The sequence below is a fragment of the Streptomyces sp. NBC_00846 genome (assembly GCF_045207325.1).
GTDB lineage: Bacteria > Actinomycetota > Actinomycetes > Streptomycetales > Streptomycetaceae > Streptomyces.
This window is the reverse complement of record NZ_CP108846.1, coordinates 8000938-8022548: the sequence shown is the minus strand read 5'-3', so window position 1 is coordinate 8022548 and position 21611 is coordinate 8000938. Positions and strand designations below refer to the sequence as shown.

The window sequence follows — 21611 nt, the reverse complement described above, 5'->3', positions numbered from 1 at the left end:
GCGTCCTCACAGCCAAGGGCATGGCCTCCTGGGCCACGGCCTGGCGGTCCCTGCCCGCCCCGCCGGCCCGGTCCTGTCCCGGGCGGCAGCCGCCGCCCGCCCTGTCGGGCGACAGCGACGAACTCGTACGGGTCCTGGCCGCGATGGCACTGGCCCACCTCCACCCGACCGATGAACCGACAGGCCAAACTGCCCATGATTCCAAAGGAGTTGAAGTTACTCATGGACGCGACCGCGGCGGCGGGCAAGGTGACCCGCGAACACCTGCAGCGTGACGCCTACCTCTATATCCGGCAGTCCACCCTCAAACAGGTGATCAACAACACCGAGTCCACCCAGCGGCAGTACGCCCTTCGCAGCCGCGCGATCGCACTGGGCTGGGACCACTCCCAGATCATTGTCATCGACACCGACCAGGGCCAGTCCGGTGCCTCCACCGAGGGCCGGGACGGCTTCCAGCGCCTGGTCGCCGAGGTCGGCATGAGACATGCCGGGATCGTCCTCGGACTGGAAGTAAGCCGCCTGGCCCGCAACAACACCGACTGGCACCGACTCCTCGAGATCTGCGCCTTGACCGGCACCCTGATCCTGGACGAGGACGGTCTCTACGACCCCGGCAACTTCAACGACAGGTTGCTCCTCGGCCTCAAAGGAACGATGTCAGAAGCGGAGTTGCACCTGCTCAAGGCCCGTCTGCGAGGCGGGGTTCTGTCCAAGGCCCGACGCGGTGAACTGGTTCAGCCGCTGCCGGTCGGCCTGGTCTACGACCACGCCGAGCGGGTAGTTCTGGACCCGGATGCCTCGGTCCAGCAGGCCATCCGGCACCTGCTGGTCACGTTCGCCGCCACCGGATCTGCCTACGCCGACTCTGCTGCGCAATTCGTTCAGGCGGAGAGTCGGTAGCTGAGTCGTTCGAGCCTGCTGTGGCGGGGACGATCGAGGGGGTCTGTGGTCCAGTGCGCGTCGAGCCTGATCACGTTGAGTGCGGTGGCGGAGAAGGCGTGTTGGAGGCGGACTTTCGGTAGGCCGCGGTAGCGGGCCCGGCGAATGCCGGTGATGTCGAGGGCCTGGTTGATGGTGCCCTCGACGCCGGCGCGCAGGGCGTACTTGTTCTTCCAGGTGTCGGTCTTCTGCGCGGCGCGGGCCCGGGCGAGGTTCTCGTGGAGTTCCTCGGGTCGCAGGGTGAGCATGCGGCGCCCGGTCTTCGAGGTGGTGCACTGCTTCTGGAAGGGGCAGTCTCGGCAGGTCAGGACACTGAAGGTGATGACGGTGGCGTCGGTGCCGTGCTGTTTCACCGGGTTCCAGTGGGAACTGGTCTTCCCGGCGGGGCAGCGGACCTGGCGGGTCTTCCAGTTGATGGTGAAGGCGTTCTTGTCGAAGCCCTCGGCGGCCTTGGCCTGCGCGGAGCGGTCCAGGAGAACGGGGGTCACCATGCGGATGCCCTGCTTCAGGGCCTTGGTGATCAGGTCGGCCGACGGGTATCCGGAGTCGAGACATCCGATGCGGTTATCTGTCAAGCGGCGACTGCTTCCGGCTGCGGTGACGGAGTGGGGAAGGCGACGGTTTCGACGTAGGTGATGCGCTCGGTCAGGCAGTGGTGGAGGCAGCCGAGGAAGCGGTTGAAGAGGTTGCGTTGGGCCGCGGTGTGGCGGTCTCCGCCCTCCCGGCGGCGGTCGTAGTGGGCTCTGGCGCCTTGTGAGGCGGTCAGGGCGGCGAAGGCCCAGACGTAGCCGGCGGCGGCCAGGCGCTGGTTCTTGACGCGGCGGGCCGTGACCGAGACGCTTTTGCCGGACGCCCGGGTGACCGGTGCAGCCCCGGCGTAGGCCTTGAGTGCGCGTGCGTCGGCGAAGCGGGATCGGTCGTCGCCGATCTCGGCGAGCACCCGGGCGCCGGTGAGAGACCCGAGCCCTGGGAAGCTGGTGATGATCTCGGCGTCCGGGTGCTTCTCAAAAGACTCCGCCACGGCGGTGGCGAGTTCGTCCGCGCTGGTGCACGTCGCCTCCAGTTGTCTGAGCAGGGCCAGGGTCTTGGCGCCCATGGCCTGCTCGACCAGGGGCAGTTGCCGCATCTGCGGGACGCGCAGGAGTGCGTGGAGCCGGTCGGCCTCCTTGTCGATACCGCGCTGGCGGCCAGCTTTCTTGACCACGGCTCGCAGTTGGGTGCGGGTGAGGCGGGCGCCCTGCTCGGGGGTGGGGGCCGCGGCGAGCAGCGCGCGGGCGACCGGGGTGGCCAGCCCGTCAGCCATGGGCGCGACGGCGGCGAGGTAGCCGGGGTAGTACTCGCGCAGGTGGGAGCGGAGTTTGTTGCCGGCCTGGGTGCGGTCCCAGACGGCGTCCTGCTGGGCGCGGGCCAGGACAGCGATGGACTGGGCCAGTTCGCTGTCCGCCGGCAGGGTGCGATGCATGGCTGCGTCGGTGCGCAGGATGTTCGCCAGGACCATGGCGTCCAGGTGGTCCGACTTCTTGCGGGACACCGCGTGGCGGTCGCGGTAGCGGGCGGCGGCCATCGGGTTGATCGCATAGATGGGGCGCCCAGTGGCCCGTAGGCAGGCCACCAGCAGGCCGTGCGAGGTCTCGATCGCGACCGGTATCGGGTCTTGTCCGCTATCGCCGTGCGCGGCGAGCAGATCCAGGAGTTGCTGCAGGCCCTGGGCGTCTTCGCCGATCCGGGCCTTGGCTAACAGTTCCCCCGCTTGATCGATCAGGGCGACGTCGTGGTGGTCGCTGGCCCAGTCGATGCCGCAGGTCACTCCTATGCTCATGGCGGTTCACATCCATTCCGGGTGCGGTTGACGTGGTGGCTGGTCACAGCCGTGCAGGGGCACGCGTCTCCCTAATGGCAGGGCTCGAAGGCCCGTCATCCGATCAGCCGTTCGTGACCCCAGCGACCCGCAGGGCCCTCTGTCTTGGGCAGGAGCTCGACGGCTCCCAGCTTGGTGAGAGGTGACCCCTGCGGACGGCTTGGACCACAAACCTCAACGATCCGATCATCTGACCGGTTACGTCGTGGACGACGGCACGGCGCGTGCCAGTCTCAACTGAAGGCTCGACGGCCCGGGGGCATGGTGGGCATCGCGCTGACACCGTTGTCCACGACGTACCTGCACGGGTCCACCCTCTTTCACTGAGGTTCGACGCCCTGGGGGTCCATCAGTGGTACCCGTGAAGCTTCCGGTCAGCCGTTGACCTGCATCGACCGAAGTCGCCGATTCAGTTGGGCCGAGTAGAAGTCCAGTACCTCGACGATGCCCTCCGCCGCGGTGCGACCCAGGCATTCGGGGCCGAGGAACTCGACCATGTCCTCAAGCGTGTCCGGCTGGGCATGCAGCAGCCAGTCGTCCCAACGGTCCAGGACACTGACCAACTGCTCGGCCTCGCAAGCCTCCAGGACGACCACACCATCCCGAGCCTGCCCACGCGATTCTCGCCACCAACTCCACCTCCTACGAGACGAGGGAGGCGCCGGGACGAACCACTCTCGACTGAGGGATCGTGCCCTGGTAGTGCTCAGGTCTCCTGCCCGGCACCCCCTTACAGCCCCATTAGGTAGTGCTCGGCGGGCTTCACCTCGCGCTCGGCGAGGTTCTTCTGGATCGGCGCGGTCGCCTTCACATCGGGCACGGTCGCATCGGTGGTGTACACGTCGGTGATCAGATTCGGCATCACCCCTGCCCCTGCTACGGCGTCGACGCCGGGGAGTGTGGTGCAGGTCTCCGTGAGGTGGATCTTGTAGCCCATCCAGAACAGGTCATCGCCCTTGGCCGCCCACCGTGCGTCACGGTCGTAGGGGGAGGCCAGGCGGAGTTGACCGGGCGGGACACCGTCGTCGGCGTCCCGCTTCCTGATCACCTGCCGTCCCCGCGTGTCGCTGCGGATGATGTAGGTCTGCACGAGGACCTGCCGCAGCAGGTGCACGGCCTCGATCTCCCGGATCCAGCCCGGGGCGTCCTCGGCCCAGGCCGCCCGGCACAAGGCGAGGGCATCCTGCCCGAAGACCTGGGCGAGACGGTCACGTCTGGTCTGCGAGGGCGGCATGCGCCAGCCGTCGACCCGCGGGCCGTACCGCTCGGCGAACTCAGTGACGTCGATCTGCCCGGCCAGCCAGACCGGGGCCGCGACCGCCAGGGCCTCCAGGGCCGCCCGCACGCTCTCCCCGGCCAGCCTCCCGACGCATGGTCCGCCAGGTGACGACCACGCTCGCCGCGGTCGCCAGCACGAGGGAGCCGAGGATCACCGCGGCGATGGCGGACAGGTCCAGGTGCAGCCCGACCTGCGCGGAGGTCGCCTGGGACAGTCCGGATGCCATGCCGGCCAGCGGGCCCAGGGTGACTAGGACGCCGAGGGCCGCGCCGACGGCGACGACGAGGGTCGTCTCGGCGACGGAGAACATCAGGAGCTGCCGTACCGTGCCGCCGGCCGACTTCATCACGGCGAAGTCGCGGCGCCGGCCGTGCGCGGTCATGGCCATGCTGTTGGCGACGGCGATCCCGCTGTAGCCGACGGCGATGACGATCAGCATGACGGCGAGGCTGTCGGTCAGCTTCGAGTCGGTGGCGTAGTCGTCGAGCGCGAACTGCACCGCGTCGTGCACCGCTGTGCCGGGAACGACCGAGGTGGGCTTCGACTTCATCGGAACGAAGATGTCGTCGGTGAGCGCTGCCGGGTCGTGCTCCCGTACCAGCTGACGGGACATCACGAAGTCGCCTCGGGCGGGGTCGTCCGGTAGGACCTGGGCGATGCGCACCTTCACCCTGGCGCCGTCGGCGAACCTCACCGCGTGCTCGTCACCCGCCTTCACCCCGAGGAAGTCCGCCATCTTCTCGCCGAGCACCGCCTGGCCCGGCTTGTTCCAGCAGGCGTCGCGCGAGCCGAGCGCATCGATGACGGTGAGCGTGCCGTCCTTGTCGCGGACGAAGGCCCGGCTCGGCAGCGCGGCCCTGCCCACCGGGTTGGCGGCGACCACCTCGTCGGTGTTGCCCGGGGTCTTGTCCGACGTCACGATGACCTGTCCCATGAGCTTGAGCGCATCGCCCGCCGGGTACGCCACGCGCATCGTCTCGACCATGCCGCTGAGCAGGACGGCGAATCCGACCGCCGCGATCACCGGGGCCGCGAGTGACGCCGCCCGGCGGGAGTTGGCGCTCAGCTCCGCCCGTACCAGAAGCGGAGCGGCCGAACCGAGCCTCTTGAACGGCGTGGTGAGCGCCCGCCCGACGGGGCCGACGAACACCGGAGCGAGCAGCGCCGCCGCCACGATGAGCACCATGGTTGCGAAGATCGCCATGTTGATCCGGGTGTCGGCGCCGGCCGTGGCGGTCCCGATCGCGAGGACCACACCGAGGCCGAGCACGACCAGGCCGCCGATCCAGCGGGAGCGGCTCATCGTCCTGCTGTTCGCCCGGCTGTCCAGCAGCGCCTCGATCGGCGCCACCCGCGCGGCCATCCGGCTGGCCGACCAGGCTCCCAGGACACTGACGCCGACACCGGTCGCGGCCGCCGTGAACAGCGGCCACATCGCTACCTGCACGGAGAGCTCCGGCGGCGTCACGTCGAGGCCCTGCAGGATGTTGCGGAGCAGCGGCGCGGCGGCGACACCCACCAGGCAGCCGGCCAGCGCGCCCAGCAGACCGATGAGGCCCGCCTCGCCCAGGATCATCCGGCGCACCTGGCGCGGAGACGCACCGATCATGCGCAGCAGGCCGATCTCCCGGCGCCGCAGCCCGGTCGCCAGGACCAGCATGGACGCGACCACGAACACGGTGGTGAAAAGGCCGAGCGTCGCCATGGCTCCGATGAGCTGGGTGCCGAGGAACCGCTTGTGCTCCACGTACTCCGGCTGGAGCGCGGAGCGGCCCTCGCCGGAAACCACTGTGCCCCGGTCGCCGACGGCGCCGGCGGCCCCCGACTTGATGTCACCGGCGGACGTGCCCTTGTCGGCGAGGAGCGCGATGGCACCGACGCCCGGCTCCTGCCGCGCGGCGAAGTCGTCGGTGAGGTAGTAGCCCGGCCCGTCGACGGTGCCGACCACACGGAACTCGGTACGCCCCTTGGTGATGTTGACCGTGAGCTTCTTGCCCGCGGCTACGCCGAGCGCCCGGTCCACGACGACCTCGTCGGCGGCGGCCGGTGCCCGTCCGGTGACGAGCTTGTACGGCGCGAGCCGTGCGCTCGACCAGCCGTGCCCCGCCACCAGGGCGCCTTCGTCCTCGACCGGCTTGTCGTCGAGGAACGCCTGCGCGTAGAAGGAGCGGTCTACCACCACCGAGGCCACGCCCGGCACCGCGCCCAGCTTGTCGATCAGCGGCCGGGCCTCGTCGGGGCTCCACGGCACCCGGTCCTCCGGGGTCTGGTCCTGGTTGACCGCCTGGGCGGGGATGGCGAGCGCGGCGGCGGCCGACAGCCGGGACTGGACCTTGGGGCGGGAGGAGTCGTAGATGATCAGGGTGGTGGTGATGAGTGCCACGCCTACCAGTACCGCGACGAAGGCCGCCAGGAAGCTGGTCCAGCGTTCACGGACGTTCGCGAAGACCAGCATCACGCCTCCAGGCCGGCCATGTGCGCCGCGATCGAGGCCGCGTTGCGGCCGTCGGCGTCACGGCTGAGGTTGATCTGGTCGGCGATGCGGCCGTCCTTGAGGAACACGACCACATCGGCGACCGCGGCGGCCACCGGGTCGTGGGTGACCATGAGGGTGGTCTGCCCCTCCTTGTCGACCAGCAGGCGCATCATCTGCAGCACCTCACGCGAGGTGGTGGTGTCCAGGGCACCGGTGGGTTCGTCCGCGAACAGCACGTCCGGCCGGGTCACAAGGGCGCGGGCGAGCGCGACGCGCTGCTGCTGACCACCGGACAGCTCACTGGGCCGATGGCTGGCCCGCTCCGCCAGCCCGACTGCGGCGAGCGCGGCGTCGACCTGCTCCCGGCTGACTCTGCGCCCGGCGAAACGGGACGGAAGCTCCACGTTCTGCGCCGCGGTCAGCGATTCGACCAGGTTGAAGGCCTGGAACACGAAGCCGATGTGGTCGCGCCGCAGCTTTGTGCGCTCCTTCTCGCTCTCCTGGCCGATGTCGACGCCAGCCAGCATCACCCGCCCCTCGGTGGGCCGGTCCAGGCCAGCCGCACACTGCAGCAGCGTGGATTTCCCGGAGCCGGACGGGCCCATGATGGCGGTGAACGTCCCGCGCGGAAAACCGATGGAAACGCTGTCCAGCGCGGCGACCGAGCGGTCGCTGGCCCCGTAGATCTTCCGGACGGTCTGCAGCTGAACCGCGGCCGATGCGGGTGCCTGCCTAGTAGTGGTCACGGGGTCGATTTCAGCGGAGCGGCCCGGTGCACCACATTGATCTGCGCTCTACTTCACGGGTAGAACTAGCTCTACCGCGGTGAAACAGTCGCCTGACATACCGTTGCCCCATGCGTCCCAGAACGGCTTGGCAGGCGATGGCTCAGCGTCCTCTGAGCTTCTTGACCTCCAGTTGGCCGTGGCGGTCACTGGCGTATCTGGCCACCGGTGTCGTGGTCGGCGCTGCGGCCGTGGCGGTGTTCGTGACCGGGCTTGTGGCCGGGCTGATCCTGCTGGTGGTTCTGGTCGGCGTGGCGCCCCTGGTCGGCGTCGTCCTGTCCTCGATCACTGTGGCGACGGTCGAGCGGCGCCGGCTGCGGCTCGTCGACCTCGACGCGATGCCGAACCCGCACCGGCGTGTGGAGGAGCCCGGGCTGCGCGCCTGGGTGTCGACGCGTCTGACCGAACAGGTCACCTGGCGCGAGCTGCTTTTCACGCTCATCTCCGCGGCGGCGCTGTGGTGGCTGGACCTGCTGGTGCTCGCCTTCTCCTTCGGCCTGCCCGCGCTGACCTTCGAGTCGGCCGACCGGACCACCTGGCCGTGGGCGGTCTTCGGCGTCATCGTGCTGCTGGCCTCGCCGTACACCGTGACATCGTGGGCCGGTGCGCGCGCGGCGCTCGCCCGGACCGTCCTCGCCCCCCGCGACGACGAACTCGGGGAGTCGCTGCAGGAGGTGCACGCGTCGCGGGTCCGGCTCATCGACTCCTTCGACGCGGAGCGCGTACGCATCGAGCGCGACCTGCACGACGGCGCGCAGCAACGACTGGTGGCGCTCGGGATGACGCTCGGTCTGATGCGGCTGGACATCCCCGAGGGGTCCCCGCTCGCCGCCCAGCTTACCGAGGCCGAGAACCAACTCTCCGCAGTCCACCAGGAGTTGCGCAGTCTGGTCCGAGGGCTCAATCCCCCAGTTCTCGCGGACCACGGCCTCGTCGTCGCGGTCGAGGACCATGCGAGCCGTTTCCCCATTCCGGTCACCGTCGATCTCCGGCTGCCGGGACGACTTCCCCGGCAGCTGGAGACCAGCGTGTACTTCCTGATCAACGAGGCCATGACCAATATCGCGCGACACAGCGGCGCCCGGAGCGCCAAAGTGCACGGCCGATACCATTCCGACTTGTTGGTCCTGGAGATCACGGACGACGGACTCGGCGGCGCGGATCCGGCCTCCGGCACGGGGCTGACCGGCCTGGCCGATCGACTGACCGCCCTGGACGGCCGTGTGCGGGTATCCAGCCCGCTGGGTGGCCCGACCCTGCTGCACGTGGAGATTCCATGCCACTTCGTGTGATCGTCGCGGAGGACGCGGTCCTGCTGCGTGAAGGACTGGTCGGCCTGCTCCAGCGGTTCGGGCACGAGACGCTCGCCGCGGTGGGCGACGCCGACGCGCTCGTCGAGACCGTCCACCGGGACCGGCCGGACCTGGTGATCACGGACGTACGGATGCCGCCCTCAAACGGGGACGACGGGCTGCGTGCGGCCGTCGGCCTGCGCGAGTCGTACAAGGGGCTGCCGGTCCTGGTGCTCAGCCAGTACGTCGAGCGGTCGTACGCCATCCGGCTGCTCGACTCATGCAACGGCGCCGCGGTGGGCTACCTGCTGAAGGAACGGGTCGGCGCGGTCGCCGACTTCATGTCGGCGCTCGACCGCGTCGCAGCCGGCGGGACCGTGGTGGATCCCGAGGTGATCCACCAGCTCGTCAAGCTCCGCCCCGATCCGCTGGAGCGGCTCAGCGCCCGCGAGAAGGAGGTGCTGAGCCTGATGGCGGAAGGACGGTCCAACGCGAACCTGGCGGCGCACTTGTTCGTCAGCGAAGCCGCCATCAACAAACACATCGGCAGCATCTTCAATAAATTCGATCTGCCGGTGTACATGGACGGGCATCGCCGGGTCCTGGCGGTGCTGGCGTTTCTCAGAGCCTGATGCCGTACGTCCTCCTCCGAGGCCGCCCCACCAAGGGCATGTTGGTGCAAGGCCGTTCACGAACAAGCGAGGGGCGACCAGTGGGACGGCCACGGCACGGGGATGCCCACGACGACGCGACCCATTACTTGCCGCTCTCGGTCGTGTTCGGCGACTGGATCACCGGCCAGCGCCCTGCTCCTCCCACCTGGCTGCGCGATGACCACGCCGAGGTGAGGGCGTTCATGCTGGACTACCTCAGCCACGTCCGCGCCCAGACCGCCAGGTCAGGCCCGAACCGGGGCAAGCCGCTTTCGGCGCTGCGCGTGAACGACATCATCACCGACGTCGAGAAGTTCTACGCGCACATGACGGACTACCGCGAGACGGCAGCCCGGGTACTGGAGGAACCGGCTTGGCTGCGGCTGACCCCCTTCCACGCCATCTTGTGGCGCCATGGGGAGAAGGGCCGGCCCGTGGTCCAGCCTGAGCGCTGGGAGGTCATCGACGACACCGCGTTTTCCCAGATCATGGCCAACCTCCACCTGCTCGGCGCCCCGGTCGAGGAAGGTGGGTTCGGCGACGAGCAGGTCATGCGGATCATGATGCTCCAGGCCCGCCTCGGCCGGCGGATCAGCGAGATCCGGATGCTCGACCGTGACCCGCTGTCCGCGCTGAACCAGCTCACCCGGCCCGACGAGCAGGACGCCGCCGACGGCGCCTTCGTCGCCAAACTGCGCTACCAGCAGACGAAGATCGAGCAGGCGCCGGACACCATCCTTGTCGACGCCGAGGTCGTCGCCATCATCCGCGCCCAGCAGCAGTGGGCCGACACCCACCTCGGGCCCCGTTGGGCGGCAGGCGCGAGCCCCAAATATCTCTTTCTGGCCCACAAGATGAACCGGAACGCCGACAAGCACTACCCCGTCGAGCGCATCCACCAGACGCTGTCCGAGTTCGCCCGCCACCTCGGCATCCGCGACAGCGCCGGGCGGCTGGTCGACTTCAACCGCACCCACCGATTCCGGCACACCAAGGCCACCAGCCTGCTCAACGCCGGTGTCCCGCTGCACGTCGTCCAGCGCTACTTCGGCCACCTGTCGCCGGCCATGCTGATGCACTACGCACAGACCCTCGCCGCCACCCACGAGCGGGAGTTCCTGCGCTACCGGAAGATCACCGCCGACGCCCGCGAGCTGTCCACCGACCCGCGCGACCTCTACGACATGCTGGAACTCGACAAGCGCACCGACCGCATCCTGCCCAACGGGCTGTGCCTGCTGCCGCCCCGTCAGGCATGCGTGAAGGGCAACGCTTGCCTGACCTGCGACAAGTTCGCCACGGACGCCACCTTCCTGCCCGAACTCACCGCTCAGCAACAGCGCACCGCCCAGCTCATCGAGGAACGGCAAGACGCGTTCACGGCTCGGACCGGGCAGCCAATGGGCGAGGACAACGTCTGGCTCGCCGGGCGCCGCCAGGAACAGGACGCCCTCGGACGCATCATCCTCAAGCTGGAACAGACCCGCCTCGCCGACGGGCCTCCGCAGGCCGTCCGCGGGGCCGGCGTCGATGCCCGCACCGACGCGATCACCCGCAGCAAGGACGAGAGCTGACCAGCATGCGCGGCAACCCCGACAACCTCCGCCAGGCCGCCGCCCGCAAGAGCGCCGCCGCCCAGGCCCGCGCCGAGCAGGGCCTGCGGGAGATGATCCGCCGCGGACAGCCCATCACCTTCCGCGGCCTCGCCCAGACTGCTGCCGTCTCGCTCGATTTCCTCTACCGGTGCACCGAGATCCGCCGACGTGTCGAACACCTGCGGGCCCAGCAGCGAAGCCACCCGCCACAGCCAGCCACGCAGTCGCCCGACGACTCGCCCAGCAGTGTCGTGCGCACCCTCACCGCCCAGCTCGCCGAGCTCAAGCGGCGGCACCGCGACGAGGTCCAGGCCCTGCGGCAGGCCCTCGAAGCCGCCCAGAGCGAAAACCTCGAACTGCGACGACGCCTCGGCCCCCGAGCCAGCAGGCAGACCACTGATGGAGTTGATGGACTGGTGGGGAGGACCACGTGAGGCTGCGACCCGAAGCACGGATTCTGAAGACGCAGGCGCTCGCGAAAGTGCGTGTCCGGCCCTGTTGCTATCGTCCACGGCGTGATGGGCGACGAGGACATCCTTGACTCGATCCGGCGTGACCCCGGTCTCGCTGAGCTGCTATCAGACGTTTGCGAGTTTGATCTATCGCGTGGCGATCACGGGGAGCCGGTCGGACTCTCGTCCGGGCTTGCTCTGGAAGGCGTTGCCGGTGACTTCACCGGCGGGACGTTCTTCCTCTGTGGTGATCGCCGTGAGGCTCGGCCTGTGCTCTACGCCAGCTCCGAGGGACAGGCCGGTCTGATCGGCCAGAGCCTCGCCGAAGCACTGGGGATCATGCTGGGGTTGCCGTCCTGGCGGGACTGCCTGAAGTTCTCCGGCGCCGGTGATCTGGCGGTCATGCGGACGACTGCCGATCATCTGGAGCGCGACGAGCTCAGAGACGAACCGGAGATCGGCGCTGAGCGAGCTCGCCTGGCAACGGCACTGAACTTGAAACGGGAATCCGTCCCGGTCTTGCTGGCTCGCCTGCATGCCGCGGTTTCCGCTACCGAGCCTGACTTCGTGCTCACTGTTGAGACCAGTGGAGAGTACGAGTCTCTGTTTGGGCCCTGGCTACCGAGCCGCAATCCCTCCTGGCGATGAAGACGTGACGGCCGATCGCTTTGGCTTCTCTTTCGGACGCGACCGCAAGTGATCTACCTGCCAAAACGGCAGCGGTTCATTCGTTTGCCCCGGATACGCTCTGGACCACCCGGTACATCGACGCCGCCGTCGCCCACCTCCGTGCCGAGGGCCACGAGATCCGGGACGAGGACATCGCCCGCCTGTCCCCGCTCAAGCACCGCAACCTCAACGTCCTGGGCCGCTACAGCTTCACCACCTCCACCCCGGCCGGCGGCGCCCTACGCCCGCTTCGCGACCCGGACACAGTCGAACTCGACGAGGACGACGAGGGGTAGCGGGAGCGGACTCTGGCCAGATACGTGCGCTGCCGAAGACGTACCACTCCGGTGTGTAGACGCGCTGGAATCGTTTTGCGCCGACGATACTTTCAGCGCTTGACCTTGACGCAACGGCAGGGTTTCTACTGGCGGCATGCGAATCGGAGAGATCGCCGCGCTCGTGGGGCTCACCACCCGGGCGATCCGGCACTACCACCATGTCGGGCTGCTTCCGGAACCGGAGCGGCGCCCCAACGGCTACCGGGCCTACAGCGTCCGCGACGCCGTACTGCTCGCCAGGGTGCGCCGGCTCACCGAACTCGGCCTCAGCCTCGATGAAGTGCGCGACGCCCTCGCCGATGATGCCGGACGCGAACTGGCCGAGGTGTTGGAGGAACTCGACGCCGACCTGGCCCGCCAGGAAGCCGACATCCGGGAACGCCGCTGCCGGCTCAGCGCCCTGCTCGCCGAGCCGCCCGGCGCGACCGGGCCCGTCTCACCCGCCCTCGCCGCACTGCTGGCACAAGCCCCCAGGACAGACTCGCCGAGCGCGGCCAAAGACCGCGAGTACCTCACGCTGATGGACGCCACCAGCTCCGGTAGCCAAGAGATCTTCGCGCTGCTCGGAACACTGGTCGCCGATCCCGCGGTCGTCGAACTGTATGAGCGCCTCGACGCGCTCGCCGAAGCCCCCGCCGACGATCCGCGGATCGCACCTCTGGCAGCTGACCTGATGGCAGCCGTCCCCGAGGAGCTGTTCGCCGCAATCCCCGAGGACGGGGTGGTCGTTACCGGGTTCAAGGAGGCGCTGCTCGCCGAGTACGCCCCCGCGCAAGCGGAAGTCGTGGGCCGGCTCATGGACGCGTTCATGGAGAGGGGTAGGGGATGAGCGGCCGACCAAGGGGTGTACGGGCGGCGCGGGTCGCGGTCGCCGCCGTACTGCCGGGGGAACTGGCCCTGGCGGCCTGCCTGGTGGCCGGGGTCCGGCCGCCCGGGTGGGCGCTGGCGAGCGCCGAGGCGCTGGTGCTCGCAGTGCTGCTGCTGGAAGCCTGGGTGCTGCGCTCGCTCTACGTCGCCGCGCGCGCCCGCGGCGCAGACCGCCGGGCGGCGCGGCGAGCCGCCGTACAGGAGGCGGTGCCGGTGACGGTCCGCCGCCTGATCCTCCACGAGCTACGCGCCCTCGCCTCCCTGGCGCGGTGGGTCCGGCGCGGCACGCACGGGGTGCGCCCAGGGGACCTCGCTGCCGCGTACACCGGGCCTCAGACCGCGATGATGTACGGGCTGCTCTTCGTGATGGTCGTCGAGACGGTGGGCCTGGCCTTCCTCATCCCTTGGCCGGTGGTCCACCGGGTGATCCTGGTACTCGACCTGTACGGCGTCGTCCTTGTGCTGGCCCTGCACGCCGCCTGCGTCACCCGGCCGCACATCGTGCGCCCCGACGGCTCTCTGCGGATCCGGTACGGAGCCCTGTTCGACCTCGCCGTACCGCCGGATGCGGTCGCCTCGGTCCGGGTCGACCGGCGCTACCCCGAAGGCCGCCTGATCACCCTCTCCGAGGACGGGGTCCTCGACCTGATCGTGGGCAGCCAGACCTCGGTGACCCTGAAGCTGAACCGGCCACTCCCCTTCACCCGCCCGCTCGGTGCAACGGAAGAGGCCCACACCATCCGCTTCCACGCCGACGACGCGCGCGCACTGGTCAGCGCACTCCGTCAGCCCGCCTGAGCACACAGGTTGGTCTTCGCCGCGACGTGGCGCCCGGCAAGGTGCTCCGCTCGGGCGCCGCCCGGTTGCATGTTCGACTTCTCAGCATTCTCACAAATGAGGAGATGCGAGAGTCGTACCAGGAGGTCAGCCCCCAAGCGGTTCGCCCAGGTCGGCTCTCGCAGAACCCCTCTCACAACCGTTGCGTTCTGCGAGGCAGTTCTGAGGGCCGACGCCAGAGGCCCGTGACCTGCGGAGCTAGGGCTTAACGCCATCCGCTGGTCGACTGGTCCCCAACGCCGGACACCGCGGCACGCAAGGGCAAGCACGGCGGCCGACCCCCGGTCATCACCGACGACGTGCTCCACACCGTGCTCCGGCGTCGCGCGGGCGGCGAGTCCGTCGAGCAGATCCAGCCCGACCTGATCATCCCCACCGGCAAGCGCAAGGGCCAGAACCCCTCGGTGGCGAGCATCTATCGGGCGCTGGCCGAGCACGCCACGCGCGAGGCGTACCCCGAAGCCGTCGAACAGGCCCACGCCGACTTCACCGCCTCCAGGGGTAGCGCCGAGGTAAGGCCAAAAGCCGCCAGTACTTGATCTTGGTGGGTCCACTCAACGCCCGGTGTGAGCCGCGAGACTGTTGACGCGGTTCGCGTACTCGCGGCGGGCCTTGCGCTGTGCCGGAATCACCGATGTGCCCGGGGGGCCGTCGAGGGGCTGGCAGAGGTCGAGGAGTCGGCGGTGACGCGCAGGGTGTAGCCCTGGCCGCGCCGTACGGTCGCGCCCTGGTCGAGCGTGGCGCGCTCGGCGTCGTCGAGGTCGGACGCGCGGAGGAAGTCGGCGACCTTGCCCGGAATGTCGAGAACGACTGGCAACTCCGGGGCCGGGGCGTCCGAGTCGGCGGCCGTGTACTCGGGCAGGAGGTCGGCGACGGCGGTACGTATGGCGCCGCGGCTGACGTCGTGGTCACGGGCGAGGGCGGCGATGGACCGGCCCTCCAGGTACGCGGTGCGCACGGCGTCGGTCTTCGCGGCCGGGACGGCGGGGCGGCGCCCGCCCTTGTTGCCCTTCGCCTCGGCAGCCCGCAGGCCGTCGTAGGTCAGCTCCCGCTGGAAATCGCGCTGGAGTTCGCCGGCGGCGGCGAGGGTCTGCACCATGAACTTCACGGTGGACAGCAGCTCTCCGGTACGCGGGTGGCGTGCGGTGAGGTCCATCGCGGAGAACGCGCCGTCGTGGATACGCAGCGCCACCCGGTCGCGGTGGAGGACGTCGAGCACGTCGAGGATGTGCCCGGTGCTGCGCACGAGGCGGAACATCTCGGAGATGTGCACGGTGTCGCCCGGCCGCGCGTAGACGAGCAGTTCGCCGAACTTCGGTCGCTCAAGCGGGTGGAGGCGGCTGGAGGTACCGGCCTGCTCCTCGAAGACGACCGGGTCCTCGATCCCGGCCTCGTCCAAGACGAGGTTCTGACGGCCGGTCGACTGCTGGTCGGTCGACACCCGCTTGTAGACCAGGTTGGCCATGCCGCTCCCCCTTGTCGTGAACCGCGATGATCGGGGTGTCACGCCTTGAGTTCGCGGAATGTCGAGACGCTGGCCATCAGTAGGGTGGCTTCCCAGAGGCGGATGGCGTCTGCTCGCGCAGGGGTGGCGTTGAGGACGGGGCCGAAAAATGCTCGTTGGGTGCCGTCGGGTGTGGTGATGGCCAAGACGGGGGTGCCGATCTGGGCATCGATTTGGTCGACGCCGGCGTGGTGCGAGGCGCGCAGTGCCTGGTCGTAGTCGGTGGCGGTACCGGCCTCGGTGAGCGCGGTGGGCAGGCCGCTGCGGTGCAGGGCTTCGTCGATGTCGCCGATCCATTCGCGCGCGGTGCCGTCAGGCTCGGTCCACAGTGCGGCGTAGAACGTGCCGAGTGCGGTATGTCCGTGCTCGGTCTGGACGGCCGCCGCGATGCGGGCGGGAATCCACAGGTAGCCGTGCGGGTCGCCTTCGGGGTCGTCGTCGCGATGCTCGTTGAGCACCGCCAAGCTCATCACCCGCCAGCGCACCTGGAGCACTACCTGGTCGGCGACCTGGGCGATCCAGCGTGCGGTGTGGCGGGTGAGCGGGCAGGCCGGGTCGAGCCAGAAGTCGACACTCCAGCCTGCCTCGGTGGTTGTGCCGGTCATGGCTTCGGGTCCGATCCCGGACGTGCACCGGCCGTGGCGGTGATCCCCTGTTCCAGTGTGCGGGTCACGGTCGCGGTGACGTCGAACTTGGCGAGGGCGCCCCGTTCGACCTGTTCGAAGGCGGTGTAGGTCACTCCCCAAAGGACTTGCTGGATCCATTCGGCGGGGAGCTGGTCGTCGAAGACGCCCTCGGCCTGCCCGCGGCGGATGAGGTCGATCACCGGGTCGTGCGGTGTCGGAAGGTCGGGCTCGGGGGTGGGGGCGACATCGCGCACCAGGGACTGGTCGCCGAAGACGAACATGATCGCATCGCTGGCCGAGGCCAGGGCCGCGATCACACGGCGCATGGCATCCAGCGGGTGTCCTTTGTAGGGGTCCGCTTCGGCGATGGCGCCACCGATGGCTTCCAGGGCGTGCTCGGTGGCGGCGCGCAGCAGACCGTCGCGTTCTGGGAAGTAGCGGTGCAGGGTCGTGCGGCCGACCTCCGCGGCCTCGGCGACCTGGGGCAACGTGGCTGCCCGGTCACGCGCCCAAACACGCACCGCGGCAGTCACAATGGCCCGTTCAGTTCGATTCCGGGCACTGGAGGTCTGCTTCGCACTCATAGCTCAATGGTACCAGTGACACCCGTAAAGGACTCCTGCACCTCACTGATGGAAGTTTGAAGTTCCATTCAGGGTGCTTTACAGTCCGCATTATGAGTGGAGAGAAGATGATCCGGGCCGAGGGTCTGCGTCGGACCTTCAAGGTGGGCAAGGGGACGATCGAGGCGGTGCGCGATGTCAGCTTTGATGTCGCGGCCGGTGAGCTGCTGGCGCTGCTCGGGCCGAACGGTGCAGGCAAGTCCACGACCTTGCGGATGCTGACCACGCTGCTGCCGCCCACTGCGGGCCGCGTGCACATCGCGGGGGCTTTGACGCGGCGCGCGAACCGGGCCGGGTGCGTAAGGCGATCGGCTACGCGGGACAGAAGAACGCCTGCGGGGAAAACCACCGCATCCGCGAGGAGCTCATCACCCAGGGGCGCTGCTACGGGCTCCGGCTTCGTGATGCGCGGCGCCGGGCTCGACGAGGTTCTGGAGATCCTGGGCATCAGCGACCTTGCCGCCCGCATCCCCGGCAGCCTCTCGGGCGGGCAGCGACGGCGCGTGGACATCGCCCTCGGGCTCATACACAACCCGAGCGTGCTCTTCCTCGACGAACCCACCACGGGCCTCGATCCCCACAGCCGCGCTGGCCTGTGGGATCAGATCCAACGCCTGCGCCGCGAGCACGGCATCACGATCCTGCTGACCACCCACTACCTCGACGAAGCCGACCAGATGGCCGAGCGGATTGTCATCATCGACCAAGGGCGGGTCATCGCCAACGGCACCGCGGCCGCTCTCAAGGCCGACCTAGCCGGCGACTGGATGCACATCACGACGCCGGATACCGACTCGGCACGTGCCGCCGCACGCGTGGCCGGTCAGATGGCCGGCGTCTCCGAGGTCACGGCCGAAGGGCAGACAGTGCACGTGCGGATCGCCGATGTTGACACCGCCCTACCTGCCTACCTGCGGCTGCTGCACCACGACGCGATCACGGTCACGCACGCCTGCATGCGCCGACCGTCCCTCGACGACGTCTTCATCAACCTCACCGGCCGCAGGATCGAAGAAACCGGCCACGCCTACGAGACCACCAGCGCCGAGCCGATCGGAGCCACCCATGCCTAAGCTCCTCCACGACACCGCCACGGTCTTCTCCCGCGAAATCACGCCCGAGCTTCGCTCCCCAGTCAGCATCGTCCTCGCCATGGGGCAGCCTTTGCTGTTCCTCATCCTGTTCGGCTCGATGCTCGTCGGCACCGAAGCCGATCTCGGGGCCGGTGCCGGCGACGTCTGGCAGTGGTTCGTCCCCGGCATCATCGTGATGATGTGCCTCATGGGGCCGCTCTCGGCCGGTCACAGCATGCTCAGCGAACTGACCGGGGGACAGATGGAACGCTTCCTCGTCACCCCCGTCAGCCGCACCTCACTCATCCTCGGACGCACCGCCAAGGACACCGCCACCCTGTTCGTCCAAGCGATCCTCATCACCACCATCGCCATCCCGCTGGGCATGAAACTCCACCTGACCGGCGCCCTGGCCGCCATGGTGCTGCTCATCGTCATGGCGGTCGGACTCAGCGCCCTGTCCTACATCCTGGCCATCGCCTCACGGCCCAGCGGCAACCTGTTCTGGATGGTCACCCAGATGCTGATCTTCCCGATCATGCTGCTCTCCGGCATCCTCCTGCCGGTCGAAACCGCACCCGGCTGGCTGAGCACGGCCGCCATGATCAACCCCATCACGTACATCGTCGACGCCGCCCGTGCCCTGTTCGCCGGCGACTTCCTCGACACCTCCGTGCTCCACGGCGCCCTCGCCGCAACGGTGATCGCCACCATCGGGCTGGGCTTCTCCACCCGCGCCATGAAACGCGGCCTTTGAGGTCGGATGAGGGAGGTCGATCACGGCCGTGGGGACCATCGGTACAGCCAGCAAGAGAGGTGGGCCTCCACGCCTTCGCGTCCTGCCACCGTGTGCAGCAAGGCGATGCCGGGCGAGAACATCCGGTCGGCCACGACCAGTGCCATGCGTAGTGCCTCGGCCATCGACGGGACCTCCGTCACCCGTGCGTGCGTATGCCCCGGGTCACCCCGACCTGCCACTGCGAGCCGGTCCATACGTAGTCGCCGAGCGCCTTGGGGCCTTCGCCATCCGCTCGTGCGCCGCGGCCGGCGTGACCGTGTGCGGGCCAGTCAAGGTCACCGTCACCCCAGGCACCGCCTCGACATGTCCCTCCGCAAGCGGGACCAGATCCCGCGGCCTGCGCGGTTTGTTCGCCTTGTCCCGTCCCATGAGCTACTCAACGACCCACACGTGCCCGGGAACTCGGCCTGACCGCACTGCCACCCGGTCTCGCCCGGTCAGGCTGCGGTCCCGAAGCCTTCGGCGCGCAGGTCCTGGTCGCGGAGCTGGGTGAAGTCGACGTTGAGTTTCGGGTCGTATGCCTCGGGTTGGATGCCGAGTTCGTGGGTGGAGTACTCGCCGAACCGTTTGATGTGCTCGGTCAGGTACGGCGAGATGTGGGCCAGGTCCTCCGGGTCGATCTCCCACCCCTCCTGAAGGAGCTGGCGGACAATCTCCGCGATGTCCAGGGCATTGTGGAAGATCACCGCGTTCGTGAGCAGGGCGTTGAACTTCATCACCTTCTCCTGCTCGATGGGGTCGTTGTCGGCGAGGACGCCCTGGTTGCCGAAGCCGACCCACTGGGAGAACCGGTTGAACGACTCGACCTTGTTCGTCGCCGCGGTCACCCGCCGGCGAAGCGGCGCGTCCGAGAGGTAGCGCAGCAGCTGCACCGTGCGGACCACACGGCCGACCTCACGGAACGCGGTGTAGGTGGAGTTCTTGTGCGAGCCCGACCGCAGCCGCTTCAGCAGCGTCGAGGAGGAGATGGCGCCCTCACGCACGGAGACAGCGACCCGCATCAGGTGCCGGAACTGGGACTCGATCAGATCCCAGTCGATGACGTTCTTACCCGCCTCCCCGAACAGGGAGTCGATGTGCACGTACTCGACGAGGACGTGGCCCGGCTGTCCCCGCTCAAACACAAGAACCTCAACGTGCTGGGCCGCTACAGCTTCACCGCCTCCACCCCGGCCGCCGGCGCCCTGCGCCCGCTGCGCGACCCGGACGCGCCCGAGCTGGACGAGGACGACGACGGGCAGGAGTGAACGTCAGGAGCCGACCAGGGCGCTGATCAGCGCGCTGCCTTGCTCAACCGCTTCGCGGCGGTCACGGTCCGCTCCCAAGGAGCATGCGGCTCGATGCCGGTGCCCTTGACCGCCTTGGCGAACTCGGCGTCGAACCGCTCCTTGCCGACCTTCTCCACGAGTGTGGCCAAATACTTCAGCTGCGCGGGAGTGGTCGGCTGCGCCTCCACCTTCTCGGCCCGCTCCCGCCGCGGACCGTAGATCGTTCATCGCGTTGTTGATTCAGCGCGTCGCTCATGGCGTGAGCGTGCGAGGTGATGGGCCGCACGCAGCAGCTCACGTGTTGGCGCTTCAGTGCGCTCGCCCGGGTTCACCACTGCCAGCCAGCCTGCGGTGCCGTAGACGGGGTGCGCGATCACGGTGTCGGTGGCACTGGGGTCGACCTCGGCGGAGGCTGGTTCGCGTGGTGCGTGACCGGTCCACTGGATGAACGTTTCCTTCCCGGCGGCAATATTCACGCGGAAGGTGTCCGGCCGGTCCAGACGCGACGCCTCGTCGCCGGGGTAGTCCTTGGTCACGACAGTCGCGAACGGTTGGGCCGTCGTCGGAGTGGCACCGTCAGGTGCGTAGTAGAAGAACGTGTCCCCCCAGCTGATTTCCGGCGTGCCGTCGCCGGGTGCGGGCCTGATGGTCAGGACGCCGTCGAGGCCGCCCACGAAGCTGATGATCTCGTCAATGGTCATGTGCTCTAGCGTTGCATTGAAGTGCTAGTGGAGACTTTGAAGCCGAGATAGAGGGATGCCGGGATGTCAAGTCTCAAATCAGGGGATATGCGTACCGCTGATGTCGCACGGCGCGTCGGGTACTCCGTTCAGCAAGTTCGCAATCTTGAGCGCGACGGTGTGCTTCCGCCCGCGACGCGCACGGCCAAGGGCTACCGGATCTACGGGGAGGTACATCTGCAGTCCGCACTGGCCTACCGAGCCCTCACCGCGGGCGTGGGGCCGATTGAGGCCAAGAAGATCGTTCGGGCCTTCCACCAGTTCCCCACCTCGCAGGCGCTTGCCCTTCTCGACACGGCGCACGCCCGGCTCGACGCAGAGCGCGCGGAACTGAGGCAGGCCAAGGAGGCCGCCCACGCGATCTCCAGCGAGCCAATCGAAGACGTGCGCGCGTCGGACTCAATGAGCGTCTCCGAACTCGCCGCCGCCCTCGGTGTGCGCCCTTCGACGTTGCGGCACTGGCATGCGGAGGCTCTCGTCATCCCGGACCGCGACCCCGTACGCGGAACGCGACGATACACACCGACTCAGGTGCAGGATGCGCGGATCGTTCACCAACTGCGCAAGGCCGGATACCGCATCACGCCCCTTCGGGCCCTCATGCCGGCGCTGCGGCGCACCCGCCGATCGGAGGATGTCGTCTCGGCGCTGGCTACCAGGGACGCCAGCATCACTACTCGATCCAAAGCCCTCCTCGACGGTGCCACCGCACTCAGTGCTGTGCTCTCCATTCACAGGCAAACGGCCTGATCTGGGATTGTCAGTGAGTGCCCCGCACGGATCGACGGGGCGTCTTGAAGTACAACTACCACCCCCGCCCCCAGTGCTGGGCGGTCAGCATCCCTCCGTCGTTCCGCCCGCCGCTTCCCGCCCTGTCGTCAAACGATCGAATGACGACAGGCGCGACGGAGGTCCAATGGACCCGGGGATCCAGG

At 68.7% G+C, this 21611-nt stretch carries 26 protein-coding genes and 1 pseudogene; 14 read left to right on the top strand and 13 right to left on the bottom strand.

Annotation, left to right across the window (positions count from 1 at the left end):
• The first annotated feature begins 222 nt into the window (after nucleotides 1-222).
• Complete coding sequence (locus tag OG936_RS37040; RefSeq protein ID WP_406500128.1) at nucleotides 223-903, top strand: recombinase family protein; 681 nt, start codon at nucleotides 223-225, stop codon at nucleotides 901-903.
• Here the strand turns inward: OG936_RS37040 and OG936_RS37035 are convergent.
• The 6 genes from OG936_RS37035 to OG936_RS37010 form a co-directional block, all read right to left on the bottom strand.
• A complete protein-coding gene (locus OG936_RS37035) occupies nucleotides 885-1517 on the bottom strand; it encodes a transposase (protein ID WP_406500127.1) in 633 nt (210 codons plus the stop codon). The genes OG936_RS37040 and OG936_RS37035 overlap by 19 nt on opposite strands.
• On the bottom strand, nucleotides 1514-2761 hold the full coding sequence (locus OG936_RS37030; RefSeq protein WP_406497575.1) for an IS110 family transposase: 1248 nt from the start codon (nucleotides 2759-2761) through the stop codon (nucleotides 1514-1516). Before OG936_RS37030 ends, OG936_RS37035 begins: the two co-directional genes overlap by 4 nt.
• A 413-nt stretch (nucleotides 2762-3174) precedes the next feature.
• Nucleotides 3175-3396, bottom strand: a complete 222-nt coding sequence (locus tag OG936_RS37025) for a hypothetical protein (protein ID WP_406497573.1) — start codon at nucleotides 3394-3396, stop codon at nucleotides 3175-3177.
• A 134-nt stretch (nucleotides 3397-3530) separates the two neighbouring features.
• Nucleotides 3531-4145: a hypothetical protein gene (locus OG936_RS37020; protein WP_406500126.1), complete on the bottom strand. Its 615-nt coding sequence runs from the start codon at nucleotides 4143-4145 to the stop codon at nucleotides 3531-3533.
• Complete coding sequence (locus tag OG936_RS37015) at nucleotides 4075-6534, bottom strand: ABC transporter permease (protein WP_406500125.1); 2460 nt, start codon at nucleotides 6532-6534, stop codon at nucleotides 4075-4077. The genes OG936_RS37020 and OG936_RS37015 overlap by 71 nt, the downstream gene beginning before the upstream one ends.
• Nucleotides 6534-7301, bottom strand: a complete 768-nt coding sequence (locus OG936_RS37010) for an ABC transporter ATP-binding protein (RefSeq protein WP_406500124.1) — start codon at nucleotides 7299-7301, stop codon at nucleotides 6534-6536. The genes OG936_RS37015 and OG936_RS37010 overlap by 1 nt, the downstream gene beginning before the upstream one ends.
• Before the next feature lie 110 nt (nucleotides 7302-7411).
• Here OG936_RS37010 and OG936_RS37005 point away from each other — a divergent pair, with 110 nt between their 5' ends.
• From OG936_RS37005 to OG936_RS36965, 9 genes and pseudogenes are all read left to right on the top strand, one after another.
• Nucleotides 7412-8632 (top strand): sensor histidine kinase, encoded by a 1221-nt coding sequence (locus OG936_RS37005; protein ID WP_406500123.1) that lies wholly within the window; start codon nucleotides 7412-7414, stop codon nucleotides 8630-8632.
• Nucleotides 8617-9264, top strand: coding sequence for a response regulator (locus OG936_RS37000; RefSeq protein WP_406500122.1), 648 nt, complete (start codon nucleotides 8617-8619; stop codon nucleotides 9262-9264). The genes OG936_RS37005 and OG936_RS37000 overlap by 16 nt, the downstream gene beginning before the upstream one ends.
• A gap of 80 nt (nucleotides 9265-9344) precedes the next feature.
• Nucleotides 9345-10859, top strand: coding sequence for a tyrosine-type recombinase/integrase (locus OG936_RS36995; RefSeq protein ID WP_406500121.1), 1515 nt, complete (start codon nucleotides 9345-9347; stop codon nucleotides 10857-10859).
• Between the two features lie 5 nt (nucleotides 10860-10864).
• Nucleotides 10865-11314 carry a DUF6262 family protein gene (locus tag OG936_RS36990; protein WP_406500120.1) on the top strand — a complete coding sequence of 150 codons (450 nt, stop codon included), beginning with the start codon at nucleotides 10865-10867 and terminating at the stop codon, nucleotides 11312-11314.
• Between the two features lie 81 nt (nucleotides 11315-11395).
• Nucleotides 11396-11980 carry a hypothetical protein gene (locus OG936_RS36985; protein ID WP_406500119.1) on the top strand — a complete coding sequence of 195 codons (585 nt, stop codon included), beginning with the start codon at nucleotides 11396-11398 and terminating at the stop codon, nucleotides 11978-11980.
• A 98-nt stretch (nucleotides 11981-12078) separates the two neighbouring features.
• A pseudogene (locus OG936_RS36980) lies at nucleotides 12079-12297 on the top strand (Tn3 family transposase); the annotation flags it as partial.
• A gap of 136 nt (nucleotides 12298-12433) precedes the next feature.
• Nucleotides 12434-13168 carry a MerR family transcriptional regulator gene (locus OG936_RS36975; protein WP_406500118.1) on the top strand — a complete coding sequence of 245 codons (735 nt, stop codon included), beginning with the start codon at nucleotides 12434-12436 and terminating at the stop codon, nucleotides 13166-13168.
• Nucleotides 13165-14004 (top strand): hypothetical protein, encoded by an 840-nt coding sequence (locus OG936_RS36970; protein ID WP_406500117.1) that lies wholly within the window; start codon nucleotides 13165-13167, stop codon nucleotides 14002-14004. Before OG936_RS36975 ends, OG936_RS36970 begins: the two co-directional genes overlap by 4 nt.
• 338 nt (nucleotides 14005-14342) lie before the next feature.
• On the top strand, nucleotides 14343-14582 hold the full coding sequence (locus tag OG936_RS36965) for a hypothetical protein (protein WP_406500116.1): 240 nt from the start codon (nucleotides 14343-14345) through the stop codon (nucleotides 14580-14582).
• Between the two features lie 89 nt (nucleotides 14583-14671).
• On the opposite strand, the gene OG936_RS36960 is transcribed toward OG936_RS36965, so the two are convergent.
• From OG936_RS36960 to OG936_RS36950, 3 genes are read right to left on the bottom strand one after another with little or no spacing between them, the layout of a single operon-like run.
• Nucleotides 14672-15508: a recombinase family protein gene (locus OG936_RS36960; protein WP_406500115.1), complete on the bottom strand. Its 837-nt coding sequence runs from the start codon at nucleotides 15506-15508 to the stop codon at nucleotides 14672-14674.
• Between the two features lie 38 nt (nucleotides 15509-15546).
• Nucleotides 15547-16152 carry a disulfide bond formation protein DsbA gene (locus tag OG936_RS36955; RefSeq protein WP_406500114.1) on the bottom strand — a complete coding sequence of 202 codons (606 nt, stop codon included), beginning with the start codon at nucleotides 16150-16152 and terminating at the stop codon, nucleotides 15547-15549.
• Nucleotides 16149-16757 carry a TetR/AcrR family transcriptional regulator gene (locus OG936_RS36950; protein WP_406500113.1) on the bottom strand — a complete coding sequence of 203 codons (609 nt, stop codon included), beginning with the start codon at nucleotides 16755-16757 and terminating at the stop codon, nucleotides 16149-16151. The genes OG936_RS36955 and OG936_RS36950 overlap by 4 nt, the downstream gene beginning before the upstream one ends.
• Nucleotides 16758-16864: 107 nt before the next feature.
• On the opposite strand from OG936_RS36950, the gene OG936_RS36945 reads away from it, so the two are divergent.
• Nucleotides 16865-17869, top strand: a complete 1005-nt coding sequence (locus OG936_RS36945; protein ID WP_406500112.1) for an ATP-binding cassette domain-containing protein — start codon at nucleotides 16865-16867, stop codon at nucleotides 17867-17869.
• On the top strand, nucleotides 17862-18626 hold the full coding sequence (locus OG936_RS36940) for an ABC transporter permease (protein ID WP_406500111.1): 765 nt from the start codon (nucleotides 17862-17864) through the stop codon (nucleotides 18624-18626). Before OG936_RS36945 ends, OG936_RS36940 begins: the two co-directional genes overlap by 8 nt.
• 20 nt (nucleotides 18627-18646) lie before the next feature.
• Here the strand turns inward: OG936_RS36940 and OG936_RS36935 are convergent, their stop codons facing one another.
• Both OG936_RS36935 and OG936_RS36930 read right to left on the bottom strand, forming a co-directional pair.
• Nucleotides 18647-18808: a hypothetical protein gene (locus OG936_RS36935; RefSeq protein ID WP_406500110.1), complete on the bottom strand. Its 162-nt coding sequence runs from the start codon at nucleotides 18806-18808 to the stop codon at nucleotides 18647-18649.
• 297 nt (nucleotides 18809-19105) lie between these two features.
• Nucleotides 19106-19750 (bottom strand): Tn3 family transposase, encoded by a 645-nt coding sequence (locus tag OG936_RS36930; protein WP_406500109.1) that lies wholly within the window; start codon nucleotides 19748-19750, stop codon nucleotides 19106-19108.
• Here OG936_RS36930 and OG936_RS36925 point away from each other — a divergent pair.
• The gene (locus tag OG936_RS36925; RefSeq protein ID WP_406500799.1) at nucleotides 19745-19915 is read left to right on the top strand and encodes a hypothetical protein; all 171 of its coding nucleotides are present in this window, start codon (nucleotides 19745-19747) and stop codon (nucleotides 19913-19915) included. The genes OG936_RS36930 and OG936_RS36925 overlap by 6 nt on opposite strands.
• Before the next feature lie 26 nt (nucleotides 19916-19941).
• Here the strand turns inward: OG936_RS36925 and OG936_RS36920 are convergent, their stop codons facing one another.
• On the bottom strand, nucleotides 19942-20124 hold the full coding sequence (locus OG936_RS36920; protein WP_406500108.1) for a hypothetical protein: 183 nt from the start codon (nucleotides 20122-20124) through the stop codon (nucleotides 19942-19944).
• Between the two features lie 36 nt (nucleotides 20125-20160).
• Nucleotides 20161-20637: a DUF6194 family protein gene (locus OG936_RS36915; RefSeq protein WP_406500107.1), complete on the bottom strand. Its 477-nt coding sequence runs from the start codon at nucleotides 20635-20637 to the stop codon at nucleotides 20161-20163.
• Between the two features lie 63 nt (nucleotides 20638-20700).
• Here OG936_RS36915 and OG936_RS36910 point away from each other — a divergent pair, with 63 nt between their 5' ends.
• Nucleotides 20701-21426, top strand: a complete 726-nt coding sequence (locus tag OG936_RS36910; RefSeq protein ID WP_406500106.1) for a MerR family transcriptional regulator — start codon at nucleotides 20701-20703, stop codon at nucleotides 21424-21426.
• Nucleotides 21427-21611 lie beyond the last annotated feature (185 nt).